The sequence below is a fragment of the Ensifer sp. B1-9 genome, assembly GCF_050474445.1.
GTDB lineage: Bacteria > Pseudomonadota > Alphaproteobacteria > Rhizobiales > Rhizobiaceae > Ensifer.
The window spans coordinates 24,595-43,003 of record NZ_JBCHVG010000005.1; the positions used below are offsets into that span (position 1 = coordinate 24,595).

Annotated in this window: 16 protein-coding genes; 10 read left to right on the forward strand and 6 right to left on the reverse strand. The window is 62.1% G+C overall.

Annotated elements, in window-relative coordinates; genetic code table 11:
* Window positions 1-2 precede the first annotated feature (2 nt).
* The 4 genes from ACQ5BM_RS10040 to ACQ5BM_RS10055 all read left to right on the forward strand — a co-directional run bounded on the left by ACQ5BM_RS10040 (window position 3) and on the right by ACQ5BM_RS10055 (window position 4,619).
* Entirely contained in the window at window positions 3-1,472 is a 1,470-nt protein-coding gene (locus tag ACQ5BM_RS10040; RefSeq protein ID WP_429810579.1) for a CpaF family protein, read from the forward strand.
* A gap of 8 nt (window positions 1,473-1,480) precedes the next feature.
* A complete protein-coding gene (locus ACQ5BM_RS10045) occupies window positions 1,481-2,491 on the forward strand; it encodes a type II secretion system F family protein (protein WP_429810581.1) in 1,011 nt (336 codons plus the stop codon).
* A gap of 9 nt (window positions 2,492-2,500) precedes the next feature.
* Entirely contained in the window at window positions 2,501-3,484 is a 984-nt protein-coding gene (locus tag ACQ5BM_RS10050; protein WP_429810583.1) for a type II secretion system F family protein, read from the forward strand.
* 202 nt (window positions 3,485-3,686) lie between these two features.
* Window positions 3,687-4,619, forward strand: coding sequence for a ribose-phosphate pyrophosphokinase (locus tag ACQ5BM_RS10055; RefSeq protein ID WP_429810585.1), 933 nt, complete (start codon window positions 3,687-3,689; stop codon window positions 4,617-4,619).
* 109 nt (window positions 4,620-4,728) lie between these two features.
* On the opposite strand, the gene ACQ5BM_RS10060 is transcribed toward ACQ5BM_RS10055, so the two are convergent.
* Window positions 4,729-5,553 (reverse strand): tetratricopeptide repeat protein, encoded by an 825-nt coding sequence (locus tag ACQ5BM_RS10060; RefSeq protein WP_429810587.1) that lies wholly within the window; start codon window positions 5,551-5,553, stop codon window positions 4,729-4,731.
* Window positions 5,554-5,684: 131 nt separating this feature from the next.
* Here ACQ5BM_RS10060 and ACQ5BM_RS10065 point away from each other — a divergent pair, with 131 nt between their 5' ends.
* The 3 genes from ACQ5BM_RS10065 (at window position 5,685) to ACQ5BM_RS10075 (ending at window position 8,376) form a co-directional block, all read left to right on the forward strand.
* The gene (locus tag ACQ5BM_RS10065) at window positions 5,685-7,076 is read left to right on the forward strand and encodes a leucyl aminopeptidase family protein (protein WP_429810589.1); all 1,392 of its coding nucleotides are present in this window, start codon (window positions 5,685-5,687) and stop codon (window positions 7,074-7,076) included.
* An 88-nt stretch (window positions 7,077-7,164) separates the two neighbouring features.
* Window positions 7,165-7,515 (forward strand): MarR family transcriptional regulator, encoded by a 351-nt coding sequence (locus ACQ5BM_RS10070; RefSeq protein WP_429810591.1) that lies wholly within the window; start codon window positions 7,165-7,167, stop codon window positions 7,513-7,515.
* Window positions 7,516-7,521: 6 nt separating this feature from the next.
* A complete protein-coding gene (locus ACQ5BM_RS10075) occupies window positions 7,522-8,376 on the forward strand; it encodes an NlpC/P60 family protein (RefSeq protein ID WP_429810593.1) in 855 nt (284 codons plus the stop codon).
* A 153-nt stretch (window positions 8,377-8,529) separates the two neighbouring features.
* Here the strand turns inward: ACQ5BM_RS10075 and ACQ5BM_RS10080 are convergent, their stop codons facing one another.
* The 5 genes from ACQ5BM_RS10080 to ACQ5BM_RS10100 all read right to left on the reverse strand — a co-directional run bounded on the left by ACQ5BM_RS10080 (window position 8,530) and on the right by ACQ5BM_RS10100 (window position 15,401).
* A complete protein-coding gene (locus tag ACQ5BM_RS10080; RefSeq protein ID WP_429810595.1) occupies window positions 8,530-9,489 on the reverse strand; it encodes a 2-hydroxyacid dehydrogenase in 960 nt (319 codons plus the stop codon).
* A 10-nt stretch (window positions 9,490-9,499) separates the two neighbouring features.
* Window positions 9,500-11,128, reverse strand: a complete 1,629-nt coding sequence (locus ACQ5BM_RS10085; protein ID WP_429810597.1) for an ABC transporter ATP-binding protein — start codon at window positions 11,126-11,128, stop codon at window positions 9,500-9,502.
* A gap of 8 nt (window positions 11,129-11,136) precedes the next feature.
* Window positions 11,137-12,282 (reverse strand): ABC transporter permease, encoded by a 1,146-nt coding sequence (locus ACQ5BM_RS10090; protein WP_429810599.1) that lies wholly within the window; start codon window positions 12,280-12,282, stop codon window positions 11,137-11,139.
* Window positions 12,282-13,364, reverse strand: coding sequence for a microcin C ABC transporter permease YejB (locus tag ACQ5BM_RS10095; protein ID WP_429810601.1), 1,083 nt, complete (start codon window positions 13,362-13,364; stop codon window positions 12,282-12,284). The genes ACQ5BM_RS10090 and ACQ5BM_RS10095 overlap by 1 nt, the downstream gene beginning before the upstream one ends.
* A gap of 183 nt (window positions 13,365-13,547) precedes the next feature.
* Window positions 13,548-15,401: an extracellular solute-binding protein gene (locus ACQ5BM_RS10100; protein ID WP_429810603.1), complete on the reverse strand. Its 1,854-nt coding sequence runs from the start codon at window positions 15,399-15,401 to the stop codon at window positions 13,548-13,550.
* A gap of 233 nt (window positions 15,402-15,634) precedes the next feature.
* On the opposite strand from ACQ5BM_RS10100, the gene mepA reads away from it, so the two are divergent.
* From mepA to ACQ5BM_RS10115, 3 genes are all read left to right on the forward strand, one after another.
* A complete protein-coding gene (gene mepA / locus ACQ5BM_RS10105; protein WP_429810605.1) occupies window positions 15,635-16,690 on the forward strand; it encodes a penicillin-insensitive murein endopeptidase in 1,056 nt (351 codons plus the stop codon).
* A gap of 104 nt (window positions 16,691-16,794) precedes the next feature.
* Window positions 16,795-17,178 carry a methylglyoxal synthase gene (locus ACQ5BM_RS10110; protein WP_429810607.1) on the forward strand — a complete coding sequence of 128 codons (384 nt, stop codon included), beginning with the start codon at window positions 16,795-16,797 and terminating at the stop codon, window positions 17,176-17,178.
* A 121-nt stretch (window positions 17,179-17,299) separates the two neighbouring features.
* Window positions 17,300-18,319: a glucokinase gene (locus ACQ5BM_RS10115; protein ID WP_429810609.1), complete on the forward strand. Its 1,020-nt coding sequence runs from the start codon at window positions 17,300-17,302 to the stop codon at window positions 18,317-18,319.
* The last annotated feature ends 90 nt before the right edge of the window (window positions 18,320-18,409 follow it).

Here is an 18,409-nt window from a genome sequence, read left to right on the forward strand (position 1 = left end):
AAATGTTTGGCAAACGCGGAAACGAAGGCTTCGGCAAAAGCGGTACCCCGGGTCCCGCCGTTCCTGCGCCCGTGGCTGTTGCGCAACCGGCGGCGACCGAACGGCCCGCCGTCCCGGTGCTCGGTGAGTCGACTTCCGCGATCCCGAAGATCCAGCCTGCCGCCGCGTCGCCGACCCGTCGTCGCACCGCGCGAACGGAAGATTATTACGATACGAAGTCGCAGGTATTTTCCGCGCTGATCGACACAATCGATCTGTCGCAACTCGCCAAGTTGGATACCGAAAGTGCGCGCGAGGAAATTCGCGACATCGTCAACGACATCATCACGATCAAGAACTTCGCGATGTCGATCTCCGAGCAGGAAGAGCTGCTCGACGATATCTGCAACGACGTGCTGGGATATGGTCCGCTCGAACCACTGCTTGCCCGCGACGACATAGCCGACATCATGGTCAACGGTGCGGGGCAGACCTTCATCGAAGTCGGCGGCAAGGTACAGGAATCGGAAATCCGCTTCCGCGACAATGCCCAGCTCCTGTCGATCTGCCAGCGTATCGTCGGCCAGGTCGGCCGCCGCGTCGATGAATCGAGCCCCATCTGCGACGCCCGCCTGCCGGACGGATCGCGCGTCAACGTCATCGCCCCGCCGCTTGCGATCGACGGCACGGCGCTGACGATCCGAAAGTTCAAGAAGGACAAGCTGACACTGGAGCAGCTCGTCCGCTTCGGGTCGGTGACGCCGGAAGGCGCCACCCTGCTGCAGATCATCGGTCGCGTCCGCTGCAACATTGTCATCTCTGGCGGTACGGGCTCGGGCAAGACGACACTTCTCAACTGCCTCACGCGCTACATCGACGCCGACGAGCGGGTGATCACCTGCGAGGATACGGCGGAATTGCAACTGCAACAGCCGCATGTCGTGCGCCTAGAAACACGCCCGCCGAACATCGAAGGCGAAGGCGAGATCACTATGCGCGATCTCATCAAGAACTGCCTGCGCATGCGGCCGGAACGCATCATCGTCGGCGAAGTGCGTGGCCCCGAGGTCTTCGATCTGCTTCAGGCGATGAATACCGGCCATGACGGCTCGATGGGAACGATTCACGCCAACACGCCACGTGAATGCTTGAGCCGTATGGAATCGATGATCGCCCTGGGTGGTTACAGTCTGCCGGCCAAGACCGTGCGCGAGATCATTGCCGGATCGGTGGACGTGATCATTCAGGCGTCGCGTTTGCGCGACGGCTCCCGCCGCATTACCCACATAACCGAAGTGGTGGGCATGGAAGGCGACGTCATCATCACGCAGGACCTGATGCGCTACGAGATCGAAGGCGAGGATGCCAACGGACGCATCATTGGCCGCCACACGTCGACCGGCATCGGCCGGCCGCATTTCTGGGAACGCGCCCGCTACTTCAACGAGGACAAGCGCCTTGCCGCCACCCTTGACGCGATGGACAAGAACTAGGAGCCGCGATGTTCGGTATAGACATCACCGTTCTGGCACTGGCCGCTCTTGTCGCGATATCGGCGGCGGCGCTTGCCTATGGCCTTCTGTTCTCGCGTATCGAAAGCGAAAAGAAGGCGGAAAGCCGCGTGCGCAAGGTCAGCGCGGCGGAAACGGACCGCGCGAAGGTCAAGGCAGCGCGAGACCGTGTCAGCGAACTGTCGAAGCGGCGCAAATCCGTCCAGGATTCCCTGAAGGAACTGGAGAAGAAACAGCAGGAGCGCTCGGCCAAGTCTTCGCCTTCGATGAAGGTGCGACTGACCCAGGCGAACCTCTCAATGTCCTTGGGACGCTTCTATCTGTTCAGCGCGCTTTTCGGCGTCTTCGCCTTTCTCGTCGCCCTGATCATGGGGACCGGACCCGCCATCGGCCTCGGGATCGCCTTGATCGCCGGCCTTGGCCTGCCTCGGTGGTTTGTCGGCTTCCTCGTCAAGCGACGCTGCAAGAAGTTCCTGGAGGAGTTTCCCAACGCGCTCGAGATCATGGTCCGCTCGATCAAATCCGGCCTTCCGCTCAATGACGCGCTCCGCCTCATCGCCGCCGATGGGCAGGAGCCGGTCAAGACGGAGTTTCGCCGTGTGGTCGAATCCCAGCAGGTCGGCTTGAGCGTTGCCGAGGCCTGTGCCCGCATGATCAACAGCATTCCGCTTCCCGAGGTGAACTTCTTCGCGATCGTGATCGCCATCCAGGCGCAGGCGGGCGGCAACCTTTCGGAAGCCCTCGGCAACCTGTCGAGGGTCCTGCGCGACCGCAGGAAGATGAAGGCGAAGGTCGGCGCGCTGTCGATGGAGGCCAAGGCGTCGGCCTGCATCATTGGTGCCCTACCATTCATCGTCTCATTCCTGGTCTACGTGACCTCGCCCGCATACATGATGGTGCTGTTCACCGACCCGCGCGGCCACCTCATCATCGGCGCTGGCCTCGTCTGGATGAGCATCGGCATCTTGGTGATGCGTAACATGATCAATTTCGATATCTGAGGCGCATCGATGAGCATGGACCTGATCAAGACGCTGACCGATCCGAACGTTGTCATGGCGGTTCTGGTTTCACTTGCCGTGCTCGCGACATTTTACTCGCTGATCGTGCCGTTCTTCGAACGGGGCGATCTCGGAAAGCGGATGAAGTCGGTTGCGAGCGAGCGGGAGCAAATCCGCGCACGCGAACGGGCGCGGCTTGCCGAAGCACAGAGCGGCAGGGCGAGCCTGCGTGGCCAGAACAACGCCTCCATTCGCCAGATCGTCGAAAGGCTCAATCTGCGCACAGCGCTGGTGGATGACAACACGGTCAACCGTTTGAAAATGGCCGGCTTCCGCTCGCAGAATGCCCTCAATACTTTTCTGTTCGCGCGCTTCTGCCTGCCTTTCCTGTTTCTGCTCATCGCCCTCGTCTACATTTTCGTGCTCGGAAATTTCGTCGAGAAGCCGCTGATGGTGCGTCTCTTCTTCGCGATCGGTTTCGCCTATCTGGGCTTCTATGCACCGAACATTGTCGTCGCCAACGCCGTCTCTAAACGCCAGGCTTCCATTCGTCGCGCCTGGCCGGACGCGCTGGACCTTCTCCTGATCTGCGTGGAATCGGGCGTGTCGATGGAACTGGCCATGCGTCGTGTCGCAGACGAGATCGCGGCCCAGTCGCAGCCCTTGGCAGAAGAAATGGTGCTCACGACCGCAGAACTTTCCTTCCTGCCTGACCGTCGTGCGGCGCTCGAAAACCTCGGCCTTCGCACCGGCCTCGAGGAGGTCAAGTCGGTGGTCCAGGCCCTCATCCAGGCGGACCGTTACGGTACGCCGATCGCCCAGGCCCTGCGCGTTCTTGCGCAGGAAAGCCGTGATCAGCGTATGACGGCTGCTGAAAAGAAAGCAGCGGCGCTGCCGCCGAAGCTGACGGTACCGATGATCCTCTTCTTCTTGCCGGTCCTGGTCGCCGTCATTCTCGGACCTGCCGGTATCCAGGTCGCCGACAAATTCTAAAACGGCCCGCTTTCAGGCGAGGATCGCAGGAGGCGGAAAGACGAGGAACAAAAGCGCGGTGCTCCGGCCAGGGGCGCATCAACCCAGGCGATCATCTCGCAAATAATGCGAAGCGCTTAGTTGTGATTTACGCGCCACTCTCTAAAGGTACGGCAAACTCGAACGGCTGCTCCCAAAGGCTCCTTGAAACAGGATCGCGCTCATGAAGCTGGTGACCGGTAACTCCAACCGCGCCCTTGCCGAAGCCATCGCCAACCACCTGGATCTTCCCCTGGCAGACTGTACGGTCAAGCGCTTCGCCGACCAGGAAATCCACGTTCAACTTCATGAGAATGTACGCGGCGAGGACGTATACATTCTCCAGTCGACAAGCGCCCCGGCCGACGGCAATCTCATGGAGTTGCTTATCCTGACCGATACGCTGCGCCGCTCATCAGCACGCCGGATCACCGCCGTAATCCCTTACTTCGGCTATGCCCGCCAGGATCGCCGCGCCACCGGCCGCACACCGATCTCGGCGAAACTGGTGGCCAACATGATCGCTGGTGCAGGTGTCCATCGTGTCATAACGGTTGATCTCCACACAGATCAGATTCAGGGCTTTTTCGACATTCCGACTGATAATCTCTATTCAGCGCCCGTGATGACCCGCGACATCGAGGAGCGCTACGACATCACGAATTTAATGGTCATTTCGCCCGATGTCGGTGGCGTGGCGCGCGCTCGCGCCATTGCCAAGCGCATTGGCACCGATCTTGCAATCGTCGACAAACGGCGACCCCGCGCAGGCGTGTCGGAAGTGATGAACATCATCGGCGATGTGTCCGGGAAAAGCTGTCTTCTGATCGACGATATCGTCGATAGTGGCGGGACGTTGATTAACGCGGCTGAAGCTTTGCTGAAAGCTGGTGCTAAGGACGTTTCGGCCTATATCACCCATGGCGTTCTTTCCGGGGGCGCTTGCGAACGCATCGGTGCCAGCCTCCTCAAGGAACTGGTCGTGACCGACTCCATTCAGGAAACCGAAGCTCAACGCCAGACCGCCAACATCAGACGCCTCATCATCGCGCCACTGATAGGCGAAGCCTTGGCCCGCACGGCCAGGGATCAAAGCGTTTCAAGCCTTTTCAACTAGTTCGACTCACGGCGCGATACCAACTGCTGCGACGGCCGGTGTCGGCGAAGATGAGGGCACAAAGCCGATGATCCCATCCATGTTGTCGGTGCGGACCGGCGGCACGCTTTTAGTTGGCAGCCTTCGCCTCGTCGACCTTGGCGAGCTGTTTCCACGCCCCCTGCTGGGAAAGCATCGAGCGCAGATAGGCGACGTTCGCTTCCGCCTGTTCGCTGGAAAGCTCTTGCCGGGCGATGGTCTCGGCCTCCTGAAAACGGCCCTGAAGCCCGACCGCCAGCGCCAGGTTCTGCCGCACGCTGCTATCGGCGCCGGGCTGGCCTGCTGCCGACTTGAGATAGGTTTCCGCGGTGCGAAGATCCTTGGTCAGAAGATAGGACATGCCAAGGTTGGACAGCACGGACGGCTCATTCGGCCTGAGGTCGAGCGCTTCGCGATAGCGCGCGCGCGCCTCCTGCGGGCGTCCGAGCTGGTCGAGGATTGCGCCCTCGGCCGATTTCAGCTTCCAGTCCGGACGGTCCGGAGTCTGGGCCCGGCTGATCGTCGCCAGCGCCTGGTCGAGCTGGCCGGCCGCGGCCTGCGCCTTGCCATAGGCGCCGAGCACTTCCCGGTCCGATGGATTATTGATCGCGACCTGCTGCATGACGGCGAGGGCCTGCTCGTTGCGGCCGGTCATGCGCAGAAGGTTGGCGTAGTTGAGCCCGGCTTCGCGATCCCTCGGGTTCTTTTCATAGGCCTGGCCGATGCTTTCGGCCGCCGCCGAAAGTTCCGTCGCGGTCATCGACTGCACCGGCTTCGACGTGCGCGAAATCGAGCCTGTCGTCAGTTCCTTCTTCGGCTGGTTGGCGCAGCCCGCGAGCGTGAGCGCCACCAGCGCAATCGCCGCGCCCTGGAAGAGATGAGCGGCTTTCAAGCGTGAAGTCGTGCGTTTGGCCATGAGTGTCCCCAGCATGCATTCGCGCACCTGAACTTCAGACAACACCGGCGCAACTTTCATTCCAGCAATAATCTGTTAACCCTAACAGAGCGTTAATGGCGCGATTCCATCTCTGTCAGCCGAGGACTTTCATGGCTCCCTATCAGTTCATCGAGCGGCCGTCGCCGTTCAACACCAGCGCCGGCAAGACCCTGCCGATCTTCGCGGTCACGCCGGCGCACATCGAGACGGGGACGATCGATCCGATCGCTTTGGACTGGGCGCGCAAGGCTGGCTTTACCGCCGAATCCGGCGCGGTGCTGTTGATCCCGTCGTCCGACGGCCATCTCGGCGGCGCGCTCTTCGGTCTCGGCAGCAACCCGTCGGAGGCGCCGTTTCTGGCCGGCAAGCTCGCGCGTGCGCTGCCGGCCGGCAATTGGCACATCGAAACCGCGCCGCTGACCGCCAACCGCCTGGCGCTCGGCTACGGCCTTGGCTCCTATCGCTTTGAGCGCTACAAATCCGCCAAGGGCGAGCCGCCGACGCTGCTCATCCCCGCCGACGCCGACGCGACCGACATTAAGCGGCAGCTCGCCGGCGTATTCCTGGCGCGCGACCTCATCAACACGCCGACCAACGACATGGGACCGGAAGCGCTCGAGGCGGCATTCCGGGCGCTGGCCGCCCATTACAAGGCTGATGTCTCCGTCATATCAGGCGAAGCGCTGCTGACACAGAACTTCCCGCTGGTCCATACCGTCGGTCGCGCCAGCGCCGAGGCGCCGCGCCTTCTCGAGTTGCGCTGGGGCAAGAAGGGTCACAAGAAGGTTACGCTGGTCGGCAAGGGCGTCTGCTTCGATACCGGCGGCCTCGACATCAAGCCATCGGCCTCCATGCTCCTGATGAAGAAGGACATGGGCGGTGCCGCCAACGTTCTTGGCCTCGCGCTGATGATCATGGACGCCAAGCTCAAGGTCGATCTGCGCGTCATCGTTCCGGTGGTCGAAAACTCGATCTCCGCCAATGCCTTCCGCCCGGGTGACATCTACCGCAGCCGCAAGGGGCTGACCGTGCAGATCGACAACACCGATGCCGAGGGCCGGCTGATCTTGGCCGATGCGCTCGCCTATGCCGACGAGGATAAAACCGACCTGCTCGTAGACATGGCAACGCTGACCGGCGCCGCCCGCGTCGCGCTCGGCCCGGACCTGCCGCCCTTCTTCACCGACGATGCCGATCTCGCCCACGATCTCTCCGAAGCGAGCCTCGAGGTCGACGATCCGATGTGGCGCATGCCGCTCTACAACGGCTACGACAAGGATGTCTCGGCGCGGATCGCAGATCTCACCAATGCGCCGGCGGGCGGCATGGCCGGTTCGATCACCGCGGCGCTCTTCCTCAGGCGTTTCGTCACCAATGCCAAGAGCTGGGTGCATTTCGATATCTTCGGATGGGCGCAGTCCGAGCGGCCGCATTCGCCGGTCGGCGGCGAGGCACAGGCCATCCGGGCGCTCTATCATCACATCCAGAAGATGGCGAAATAGACTGGCCCTATTCGGTCCGTAAAAAGAAACGCTTGCGTAACGATCCGCCGCTATCGTGGCGGATCAGTCCCATGCGCAGGAGCCGCCATTGCCGATCGAGCTTACGCCTTCCCAGGCCCTCGGGCTTTGGCATGCGGTGTCGCTCGCCCAGGTCCGGGTCGACAGCCGCGACCTGACCTTGCGGCAGTTGGCGATCCTCTTGCACATCTACCTTGTGCCGCCGCCCCACACCGTGCGCGGTCTGGCGGCGACGCTGGGCGTCACCAAGCCGGTTATCACCCGGGCGCTCGATACGATGGGGACGCTTGGTCTTGTCGATCGCGTCCGCGATGACCGTGATCGCCGCAACGTTGTCATCAAAAGGACAGTCGAGGGTGCCATCTATCTTGAAAAATTCGGTGACCTGATCATTGATCAGGGCCGCAAACAGCCCAAGTGAGTAGATATGTCGACACTCCCCGATCGCCGCTTGAATGCCTATCGACCCGACCTCGCAGAGAGCCGTCTTCGCGGTGTCGTGCAAGCCGAACGCTATGTCGAGGGAAGCGTTGCCCGCGTCTCGGTTCCGGTGGCGCCCCTGCGGGCGAAGCCCGAACTCACCTGCGGCACCGACACAGAACTGCTGCTTGGCGAATCGGTTCGGGTGCTCGACACCAATGCGAGCTGGTGCTGGGTGAAGGCCGATTTCGACGGCTATGTCGGCTACCTGCCGGAATATTGCCTCGCGCCGGTGGTCAAAAGCCCGACACATATCGTCTCAGTGCCGCGCACTTTCGTTTATACCGGCCATGATCTGCGCCTTCCGACGGTTTATCCGCTGTCGATGGGTAGCCGGTTGACGGTTGTCGATGAGCGCGAAACCCGGGGAACGCGCTACTTCCTGCTCGATGGCGGCCAGGCGGTCATCGCCAATCACTGCATCGAGGTCGGCAGTGTCGTGCCGGGAGACTATGTCTCGGTCGCTGCCCGTTTCGTCGAAACGCCGTATCTCTGGGGCGGTCGCTCCGGCTTCGGCATCGATTGCTCCGGCCTTGTGCAATTGTCGATGATGATGGTCGGCAGGCTCGCGCCGCGCGATTCGGACATGCAGGCAACGGGCCTGGGAACGCCGATTGCGCGCGAGGAGCTCAAGCGCGGCGACCTCGTCTTCTGGAAAGGGCACGTCGCGCTTATGGAGGACGACGAAACCCTGATCCATGCCAACGGCCACACCATGACCGTTGCGCGCGAGGGGTTGGAAGCCTCGATCGAACGTATTGGTTGGCTCTATGACCAGCCGACGGGCTATCGTCGTCCCTGATCGCCCGTCATGCGGGGGGATGAAAGAGGAGCCTGCTGCTTGCTTCGTCGTCGCCGATCCAGGGATAAAACACCCATGCAAAGTGCTATAGCGACGGTTGCGTGTCCGAAAGGACGCGCGGCGCTGTAAGCTGCGCGCCGCGCCTCAGCTCAATCAATAGCCGGCTACTTTGTCGACCACATGTTCGAGCGGCTGCCCGCTCTCGAAGCGGGCGATCTGGTGCTCGACATGGCGGAACAGCGCCTTGACGTCGGAGGATGCCGCCACATGCGGCGTCACATAGACGTTCGGCATGGTCCAGAAGCGGCTGTCGCGGACAAGCGGTTCCTCTTCGAAGACATCGAGCGAGGCGCCGCCGAGCACGCCACTGTCGAGTGCCTCAAGGATATCGGCTTCGACCTGGCTGCCGCCGCGGCCGGCATTGATGAAGACAGGCGCACCGAACGGGCCGTTGCGGCTGAGTTTGGCAAACAGGCGCAGATTGAAGATACCCCGCGTATCCGGGGTCAGCGGCAGCAGGCCGACGAGGAAATCCGTGCGCGCCAGGAAGCTGTCGAGTTCGCTGCCGCCATAGGTCTCGATGCCCGCGACAGACCTCTTGGTTCGCGACCACCCCACCACCTTGAAGCCCATGAGGGAGAGCTTGCGGGCGGCGTCCTGGCCGAGGACGCCCATGCCCATGATGCCGACCGTGACGTCGGCGGCTTCCGGCTGGGTCAGATCCCGCCACTCGCGCTTCGCCGCCAGCGCCTCGTAGGCGCGGTGCTGGCGCAGATGCATGAGGCACTGCATGACCACCCATTCGCTCATGCGCGTCGTCAGTGTCTGATCGACGAAACGTACGAGCGGCACCTCGGGAAGACCGGGAAGCGTCAGCACGTGATCGACGCCGGCGCCACCGGAGAAGACCACCTTGAGGTCTGGCGCCCGTTTGAAGAGATCCGGTGCCGATTTCCACACCACTGCATAGTCGATACCCGAAAGTTCGCGATTGTGGTGCACGACGTCGGCGCGATTGATCACCTCGCGATCGGGAAAGGCGCCGCGAAGGGCCTCCTCGACCTCTTCCGGAATGAACTTCAGATCGACGATGACGGGGCTTTTTGCAGACATTGCGGGCACTCTACTGACGGATCGCGGTGAGATTGACGGCTTCGATGTTGAATGCGGCCGCCATCAGCGCCTTGGTATAGTCCTCGGTCGGCGCCTTGAAGATGCGTTCGGCCGGCCCCTGTTCCACCACCTTGCCCATGCGCATCACGATCATCTCGTTCGCCAGTGCCCGCACGACTTTCAGGTCGTGGCTGATGAACAGATAGGCAAGGTCGTGTTTGCTCTGCAGGTCGCGCAGCAGATCGACCACCTGCGCCTGCACGCTCATGTCGAGGGCCGAGGTCGGTTCGTCGAGCATGACGAATTGCGGCTTGAGCACCATGGCACGGGCGATGGCGATGCGCTGGCGTTGTCCGCCGGAAAATTCGTGCGGGTAGCGCCATCGGGTCGAAGGATCGAGCCCGACCTCTTCGAGTGCGGCGGCGACGCGCGCATCGCGCTCGTTTTCGGAGAGGGACCGCTCGTGGATCTTCAGGCCCTCGGCAATGATGTCGGCCACCGACATGCGCGGGCTGAGCGAGCCATAGGGGTCCTGGAAGACGATCTGCATCCGGTTTCGCAGCGGCCGCATCTCGTTGAAGCTGTAACGGTCGATGTCCTTGCCGACGAAGGCGATGCGCCCCTTGGACGAGATCAGCCGCGTCAGCGCCAGCCCGAGGGTCGTCTTGCCGGAGCCGGATTCCCCGACGACGCCCAGCGTCTGACCGGCGCGGAGCTTCAGGTCGATACCGTCGACCGCCTTCACATGGTCGACCACCTTGCGCAGGAAGCCGGCCTTGATTGGGAACCAGACCTTCATGTCGGAGGCTTCCATCACGATCGGCTTCGACGCATCGGAGGGCGGCGGGTTGCCCTTCGGTTCCGACGCCAGCAGATGGCGCGTATAGGGGTGTTGCGGGTTGGCGAAAATCTCGGCGGTCGGCCCGGTCTCGACAATCTTGCCCTTGGTCATTACGCAGACCCGGTCGGCGATCTTGCGCACGATGCCGAGGTCGTGGGTGATGAACAGCATCGACATGCCGTGTTCGTCCTTGAGCTTCTTCAGAAGCTCAAGGATCTGCGCCTGTACCGTCACGTCGAGCGCCGTCGTCGGTTCGTCGGCGATCAGCAGTTCCGGCCGGTTGGCGAGCGCCATTGCGATCATGACGCGCTGGCGCTGGCCGCCGGAGAGCTCATGCGGATAGGCGCTGAGGCGTTTCTCCGGCTCGCGGATGCCGACCTGGTTCAGGAGTTCGAGAATGCGGGTGCGCGCAGCGGCCCCTTCGAGCCCCTGGTGCAGTTCGAGGATCTCGCCGATCTGCCGCTCGATCGAATGCAGCGGATTGAGCGAGGTCATCGGTTCCTGGAAGATCATGGTGATGTCGTTGCCGCGCACGTTGCGCAGCTCCGCGTCATTGGCCTTCAGGAGGTCCTTGCCGTTGAAGAGGATCTCGCCGCTCGGATGGCTGGCCGAAGGGTAGGGCAGCAGCTTCAGGATCGAATTGGCCGAGACCGACTTGCCGGAACCGGATTCGCCGACGAGCGCAACGGTCTCGCCGCGCTGGATGTCGAAGGAAATGTGGTCGACTGCAAGCGATGTGTTGCCGCCCTGATGGAAGGCGACCGAGAGGTCGCGGACGGAAAGAAGGGGATCTGTCATCGTCGCGCTCACCGGAATGTCTTTCTCGGGTCGAAGGCGTCGCGCGTTGCCTCGCCGACGAAGATCAGCAGCGACAGCATCACCGACATGACGCAGAAGGCCGTCAGTCCCAACCAGGGCGCCTGCAGGTTGGATTTGCCCTGGGCGATCATCTCGCCGAGCGAAGGCGAGCCCGGCGGCATGCCGAAGCCGAGGAAGTCGAGCGAGGTCAGCGTCGTGATCGAGCCGGAGAGAATGAAGGGCAGGAAGGTCAGCGTTGCGACCATCGCGTTCGGCAGCAGGTGGCGATACATGATCGTGCCGTTGCCGACGCCGAGGGCGCGGGCCGCGTTCACATATTCGAAATTGCGTGCCCGGAGGAACTCGGCGCGCACGACGCCGACGAAGCCGACCCAGGAAAACAAGAGCATGATGCCGAGCAGAATGAAGAAGCCGGGCGGCAGGATCGCGGCGATGATCAGCAGGATGTAGAGCACCGGCATCGAGGACCAGATCTCGATGAACCGTTGCATCAGGAGATCCGTCCAGCCACCGAAATAGCCCTGGACGGCGCCCGCCGTGACGCCGATCACGGCCGAAGCGATGGTCAGCGTCAGGCCGAAAAGCACCGAGATGCGGAAGCCATAGATCATCCGCGCCATGACGTCGCGCGCCTGGTCGTCGGTGCCGAGCCAATTGAGATTGCCGACGATGCAGTTGCGGTCGTTCACACCTTCCGGATAGGCGGAGCAGCGCTCCTCCTTGCTCATCAGCCAGAAGGGCGCCGTCGGCGCCGAATGCGGGATGTTGGAATTGACCGTCTGGTAGGAATAGCGGATCGGCGGCCAGATCATCCAGCCGTTGGCCTCGATCTCGTCGCGAATGAAATCGGAGCGGTAGTCGGTTTCCGCCAGGAAGCCGCCGAACTTCTCTTCGGGGTAGTTGACGATCACGGGAAACAGCAGTTCGCCCTTGTAGGAGGCAACGATCGGCCTGTCATTGGCGATGAGCTCGGCGCAGAGGCTGAGCCCGAAGAGCACGAGAAAGATCCAGAGCGACCAGTAGCCGCGCCGGTTCGCCTTGAAATTCTGCCAACGCCGCTGGTTGACCGGGGACAGCCAGCCGCGCGGCGGCACGGCCGCGGGGGCAGTCGGAGAGGTCGTCACGCTTGCCATCAGACATCCCTCCGCTCGAAGTCGATGCGCGGATCGACCCAGGTGTAGATGAGGTCCGAGAGCAGGCTGACGAGCAGGCCCATCAGCGAGAAGATGAAGAGCGTCGCGAAGACGATCGGATAGTCGCGCTTGACGACCGAATCATAGCCGAGACGGCCGAGACCATCGAGCGAGAAGATGTATTCGATCAGCAGCGAGCCGGTGAAAAAGGCCGAGATGAAGGCACCGGGAAAGCCGGCGATGATGATCAGCATGGCGTTGCGGAACACGTGGCCGTAGAGCACCTGGCGATCGTTGAGCCCCTTGGCGCGCGCCGTCGTCACATATTGCTTCTTGATCTCGTCGATGAAGGAATTCTTGGTGAGCAGCGTCGTGGTCGCAAACGCCGAAAGCAGCAGCGTGATCAGCGGCAGTGTCATGTGCCAGATATAGTCGAGCGGCTTCTGCCACCAGGGCAATTGCCAGAAATTGTCCGAGACGATGCCGCGCAGCGGGAACCAGTCGAAGAACGACCCGCCGGCGAACACGACGATCAGCAGGATGCCGAACAGGAAGCTCGGCACGGCATAGCCGATGATGATGACGCCGGAGGTCCAGACATCGAAGGTGGAGCCGTCGGTGACCGCCTTCTTGATGCCGAGCGGAATGGAGATCGCGTAGGAAAACAGAAGAATCCAGAGGCCGAGCGAGATCGAGACCGGCATCTTCTCCTTGATGAGATCGATGACCGAGGTGTTGCGGAAGAAGCTCTCGCCGAAATCGAAGCGGATGTAGTTCCACATCATCGTGGCGAAGCGCTCGAGCGGCGGCTTGTCGAAGCCGAACTGCTTTTCGAGCTTGGCGATGAATTCCGGATCGAGCCCTTGAGCGCCGCGATAGCGGCCGCTTTCCTCGCCGCCGCGCTGCAGCAGGTCGCCGCCATTGCCGCTCAGCCGATCCGAGCCGCTGGCATTGGTAAGTTCAGAGATCACCTGCTCGACCGGGCCGCCCGGCGCGAATTGAACGACGATGAAGGAGATCGCCATGATCCCGAACAGCGTCGGGATCATCAGCAGCAGGCGGCGCAGGATATAGGCACCCATCAGGCCAGCCTTTCGATCGACGTGTGGGCGGTGGCCCGGACCCGCGAAGCGTCGGCATGCCGTCTATGGTGTCTCAATCCTTGCGTCTCCTTGCGGCTGTCAGGCCCGGACCGGGGCTGGTGCTTGTTTCAGTGATTCGTTTTTTTGCATTTGGAATCGAGACGCCGCTGGAGTGCAAGGACTTCATTTGGCAGCGGCGGTTTTCGACCACCAGATATCAGGGAAGCCGATCCCATAGGTCGGCAGTTCTGCGGGCCGCTCGAACTTGTCCCAGTAGGCGATCGTCATGTCCTTCTTGTAGTAGAGCGGCACCACGAAATGGTGCGCAAGCAGGACGCGGTCGAGCGCCTTGGTTGCCGCCACCAGCGCCTTGCGGTCCTTGGCGAAGATCACCTTCTCGATCAGCGCATCGACACCGGGATCGGCGATCCCGGCATAATTTCGCGAGCCGGGTTCCTTGGCGGCCCTCGATCCCCATTGGTCGAGCTGCTCGTTTCCGGGGCTGAGGGTCTCGCCCCACACGATCCAGGTCATGTCGTAGTCGAAGGCGCGCGTGCGGTTGGTGTATTGCGACGGATCGACGGTGCGCACGCGCGCGTCGATGCCGATCTTCTTGAGGTTCTGCGCATAGGGCAGTGCGACGCGCTCGAGCGTGGCGCTGCTCAAGAGGATCTCGAACGAGAACGGCCTTCCCGATTTCGCCTCGACCATCCGGTTGCCCTTCAGCTCGTAGCCGGCTTCCTTGAGCAGGGCGATCGCCTGGCGCAGGTTGTCGCGCCCGGCCTGCGGCGTGCCTCCCACGGGGTTCTTGTAGGGCGTCGTGAAGACTTCCGGCGGCACCTTGTCCTTCACCTCGTTGAGGATGGAGAGCTCGTCCCCTTCCGGCAGGCCCGAAGAGGCGAGCTCCGTGTTCCAGAAGTAGCTGTCGACCCGCGTATACTGGTTGTAGAAGACCGTGCGGTTCATCTCTTCGAAGTCGAAGGCATAGTTCAGCGCCTGGCGCACCCGTTCGTCGTTGAAGGGCGCCCGGCGCATGTTGGGCACCAGGGCCTGCATGATGCCGGTGGCTCTCAGCGGATTGGGCAGGCTCTCGCGCTTGATGCGGCCGTCCTTTACCGCCGGGAAATCATAGCCCGTGGCCCAGCGGCTCGCCTGGTTTTCCTGCCAATAGTCGCTGTTGCCCGAACGAAACGACTCGAACTCGACATCGCGGTCGCCGAAGAACGTATAGCTGATCGAGCCGAAATTGTTGTGTCCGACATTGACGTTGAGCGACTTGCCCCAATAGTCGTCCCTGAGCTCGTAGCGGATCGTCGCTCCGGCCGAAAAGGATGCGATCTTGTAGGGGCCGGAGCCCATCACCGGTTCCAGCGTCGTCTTGTTGATGTCGCGCGGCTTGCCGTCCGGCCCTTGCCCCTCCCACCAGTGCTTCGGCAAGATCAGGAATTGCCCGAGAATATTCGGCAGTTCGTGGTTGTTCTTCTGGTCGAAATGGAAGGTGACGTCGCGTTCTCCGGTCTTTTCGGCCGACTTCACGTGCTTGTAATAGTTCGAGTAGAGCGGATTGAGCTCCTTGGTCTTGTCGAAGCTGAAGATGACGTCTTCCGGCGTCACCGGCTTTCCGTCCGCCCATTTCGCTTCCTGCCGCAGGCGGAAGGTGGCGGACGAGATGTCGGCGGGGAAGGAGACGCCCTCGGCAAGCAGGCCATAGGCCGTCGAGATTTCGTCGTCTGCCGACTTCATCAAGGTGTCGAAGACCAGCGCCAAACCGACGGCGGCCTCTCCCCTGTCGAGGATCGGATTGAAGGTGTCGAAGGTGCCGGTGTTCGAGAGCCTGACGTCGCCGCCCTTCGGTGCGTTCGGATTGACATAGTCGTAATGCGGGAAGTTGGGCTTGTATTTGAGCTCGCCGACGAGCGACAGCCCATGATGCCAGTCGGGGTGTTCGGCATTGGCTGCAGGAGGAAGGAGAAGAAGCGCCGCAGCCAGAAGTGACGTTGCGAGGCCAGGTTTCATGGTCCTGCAGAAGTTTGGCATCCAGCCGGTACCCCTTTATATTTCAATCTTCTTTTTTGAGAGCATAGGCGAAATCCCGGCAATTGACAGGCACTGCCGCAAATCAGGCGAAATTTTTGAGTCACATCCCGGTGATTCACGACCGCATGAGTCGCAAGGCTCAGGCAAAGACCGGGCTCTAGGATAGGGGTTCGCAGGACATCGCAGGCTGCGCGTCGGCGTGGATGTCCGCGGGACAAACGGGACGAATTTTGATGATTGCTCCATTTCGACGCTGCGGTTCGGCGCTTCTGGCGCTGCTGCTGGGCACAAGCCTACTGATTGCCGACAATGCGGTTGCGGACGAAACGCCGGCCAAGGCGCTGTTCGGCGCCAAGGCCCTGCCGACCGAAATGGCTGCCAACCCCTATGGTTTCTACGCGAAGGGTTGCCTTGCCGGAGGGGTCGCGATCCCGACCGACGGGCCCACCTGGCAGGCGATGCGGCTGTCGCGCAACCGCCGCTGGGGGCACCCGCAGATGATCTCGCTGATCGAGCAGTTTTCGCGTGACGCTGCCGAAAAGATCGGCTGGCCGGGCCTTTTGCTCGGTGATATCTCGCAGCCGCGCGGCGGCCCGATGCTGTCGGGACATGCCTCCCACCAGATCGGCCTCGATGCCGATATCTGGCTGACGCCGATGCCGCAGCGCACGCTTACCTATCGCGAGCGCGAGGATATCTCCGCCACCTCGATGCTGCAGAAGAACAAGTTCCTGACCATCGACCGTTCCATCTGGACGCCGAAACACGCGCAGCTCATCATGCTGGCCGCGAGCTATCCGCAGGTGGAGCGCGTCTTCGTCAACCCGGCGATCAAGAAGAAGCTCTGCGACACCTGGACCGGCGACCGTTCGGCGCTCGGCAAGGTCCGGCCGATCTATGGTCACGACTATCACTTCCACATCCGCATCAAATGCCCGGCGGGCGCAACGAGCTGCAAGGATCAGGCGGCGGTGCCGGCTGGCGATGGCTGCGACAAGTCGCTGGCCTGGTGGTTTACCGACGAGCCCTGGGCGAAGCCTGCGAAGAAGCCGGGCGAAAAACCCGTGAAGCCGAAGGTGACGACGCTTGCCGACCTGCCGAAGGCCTGTGCGCTGGTGCTGAACGGTCCTGCGCCGGCCTCGGAAGAGGCCGCCACCTTTGGCACGGCCTATCGCGCGGCTGCGCCGGCCCCGGCTGTTGAGGGTATCGAGCATGTGATCGGGGCTGCCGCAGGCGACGTGCCGCCCGCCGATGTTCCGGTGCCGCTGGCCCGTCCGACCTTGCAATAGATCATGGACGCACAAGCGGAGTGGGAAGGCTTCAACCTTTCCATTGCCGCAACGTTCATGTATAGGGCGATCAAATCGATTTAAAGATTGATGCGAGGCCCGACATGGCGGATCGGAAATGCATTGCCCTGATCGCTCACGATCAGAAGAAGGACGATCTAGCTGCTTTCGCCAAGGCGCATGAGGCGGTTTTGTCCCAATGGCGCATCGTTGCGACAGGCACGACAGGCGGCCGTGTCCTCGATGTCTGTCCGGGGCTCGATATCACGCGACTGAAAAGCGGTCCGCTCGGCGGTGACCAGCAGATCGGCGCGATGATTGCCACCGGCGAGGTGCAATTACTGATCTTCTTCGTCGATCCCCTGACAGCGATGCCGCATGACGTGGACGTCAAGGCGCTGATGCGCCTTGCGATCGTCTACGACATTCCGATGGCACTAAACCGGGCGACGGCCGAACAGTTGCTCGACTTCAACCCAAGGCCATAAACATGATCGCTTCTCATGAGTTGGGCGGATGCGGGCGGAAAATCGCACACTTTCCCTTGTCCCGCCCTAACTGATAGACAACGCTATATACCTGCCACCACCGATCAGGATGGATCTTGCGATGCCCGGCACCAGTGAAAATATCTTCCCCTTTCCGATCCTGATCGGCGATATCGGTGGCACCAATGCCCGCTTTGCCTTGCTCGTCGATGCCTTTGCCGAGCCGAAACAATTGCCGCCGATCAAGACCGGTGATTTCGAAACGATCGAGGAGGCGATGCAGAAGAGCATCCTCGACAAGACCTCGGTCCAGCCGCGTTCGGCTATTTTGGCCGTGGCCGGTCCCATCCGGGGCGACGAAATTCCGCTCACCAATGCCGGCTGGGTGATCAGGCCGAAGGACATGCTTTCGAGCCTTGGCCTCGAGGACGTGCTGATCATCAACGATTTCGAGGCACAGGCGCTCGCGGTCGCCGCGCCGGCGGACGAGGATCTCGTACAGATCGGCGGCGGCAGCGTCCGCCCGCTGACGTCGCGCGTCGTTCTCGGCCCGGGCACGGGCCTCGGCGTCGGCGGACTGGTCTTTGCCCAGCACACCTGGATCCCGGTACCGGGCGAAGGCGGCCATGTCGACATCGGCCCGCGCAGCGAACGTGACTTTCAGATCTGGCCCTTCCTCGAGCCGATCGAAGGGCGCATGGCCGGCGAGCAGATCCTTTGCGGCCGCGGCATCATGAATCTCTATCGCGCCGTCTGTGCCGCCGATGGTGTCGATCCGGTGCTCGCCGAACCGGCGGAAGTGACGACGCAGGCGCTTGCCGAGAGCGACAGGGCGGCCATCGAGACGATTTCGTTGTTCTGCACCTATCTCGGCCGCGTTGCCGGCGACATGGCGCTGATTTTCATGGCCCGCGGCGGCGTGTTTCTGGCCGGCGGCATTTCGCAGAAGATCCTGCCGGCGCTCATGAAATCACCGTTCCGTGCCGCCTTTGAAGACAAGGCCCCACACTCGGCGCTGATGAAGGCGATCCCGACTTTTGCCGTCATTCATCCCATGGCAGCCCTCTCGGGCCTTGCCGCCTTTGCTCGCACACCGTGGGATTTCGGTGTTGCAACGGAGGGACGCCGCTGGAGAAGCTAAGCAGTCGGCGCGCGCAAAGACTCGCCAAAACGACACCAAAGCACTATAGAGCCCCGGGAAAGGTCGGGCCGGAAACTGGCTCGCCACACT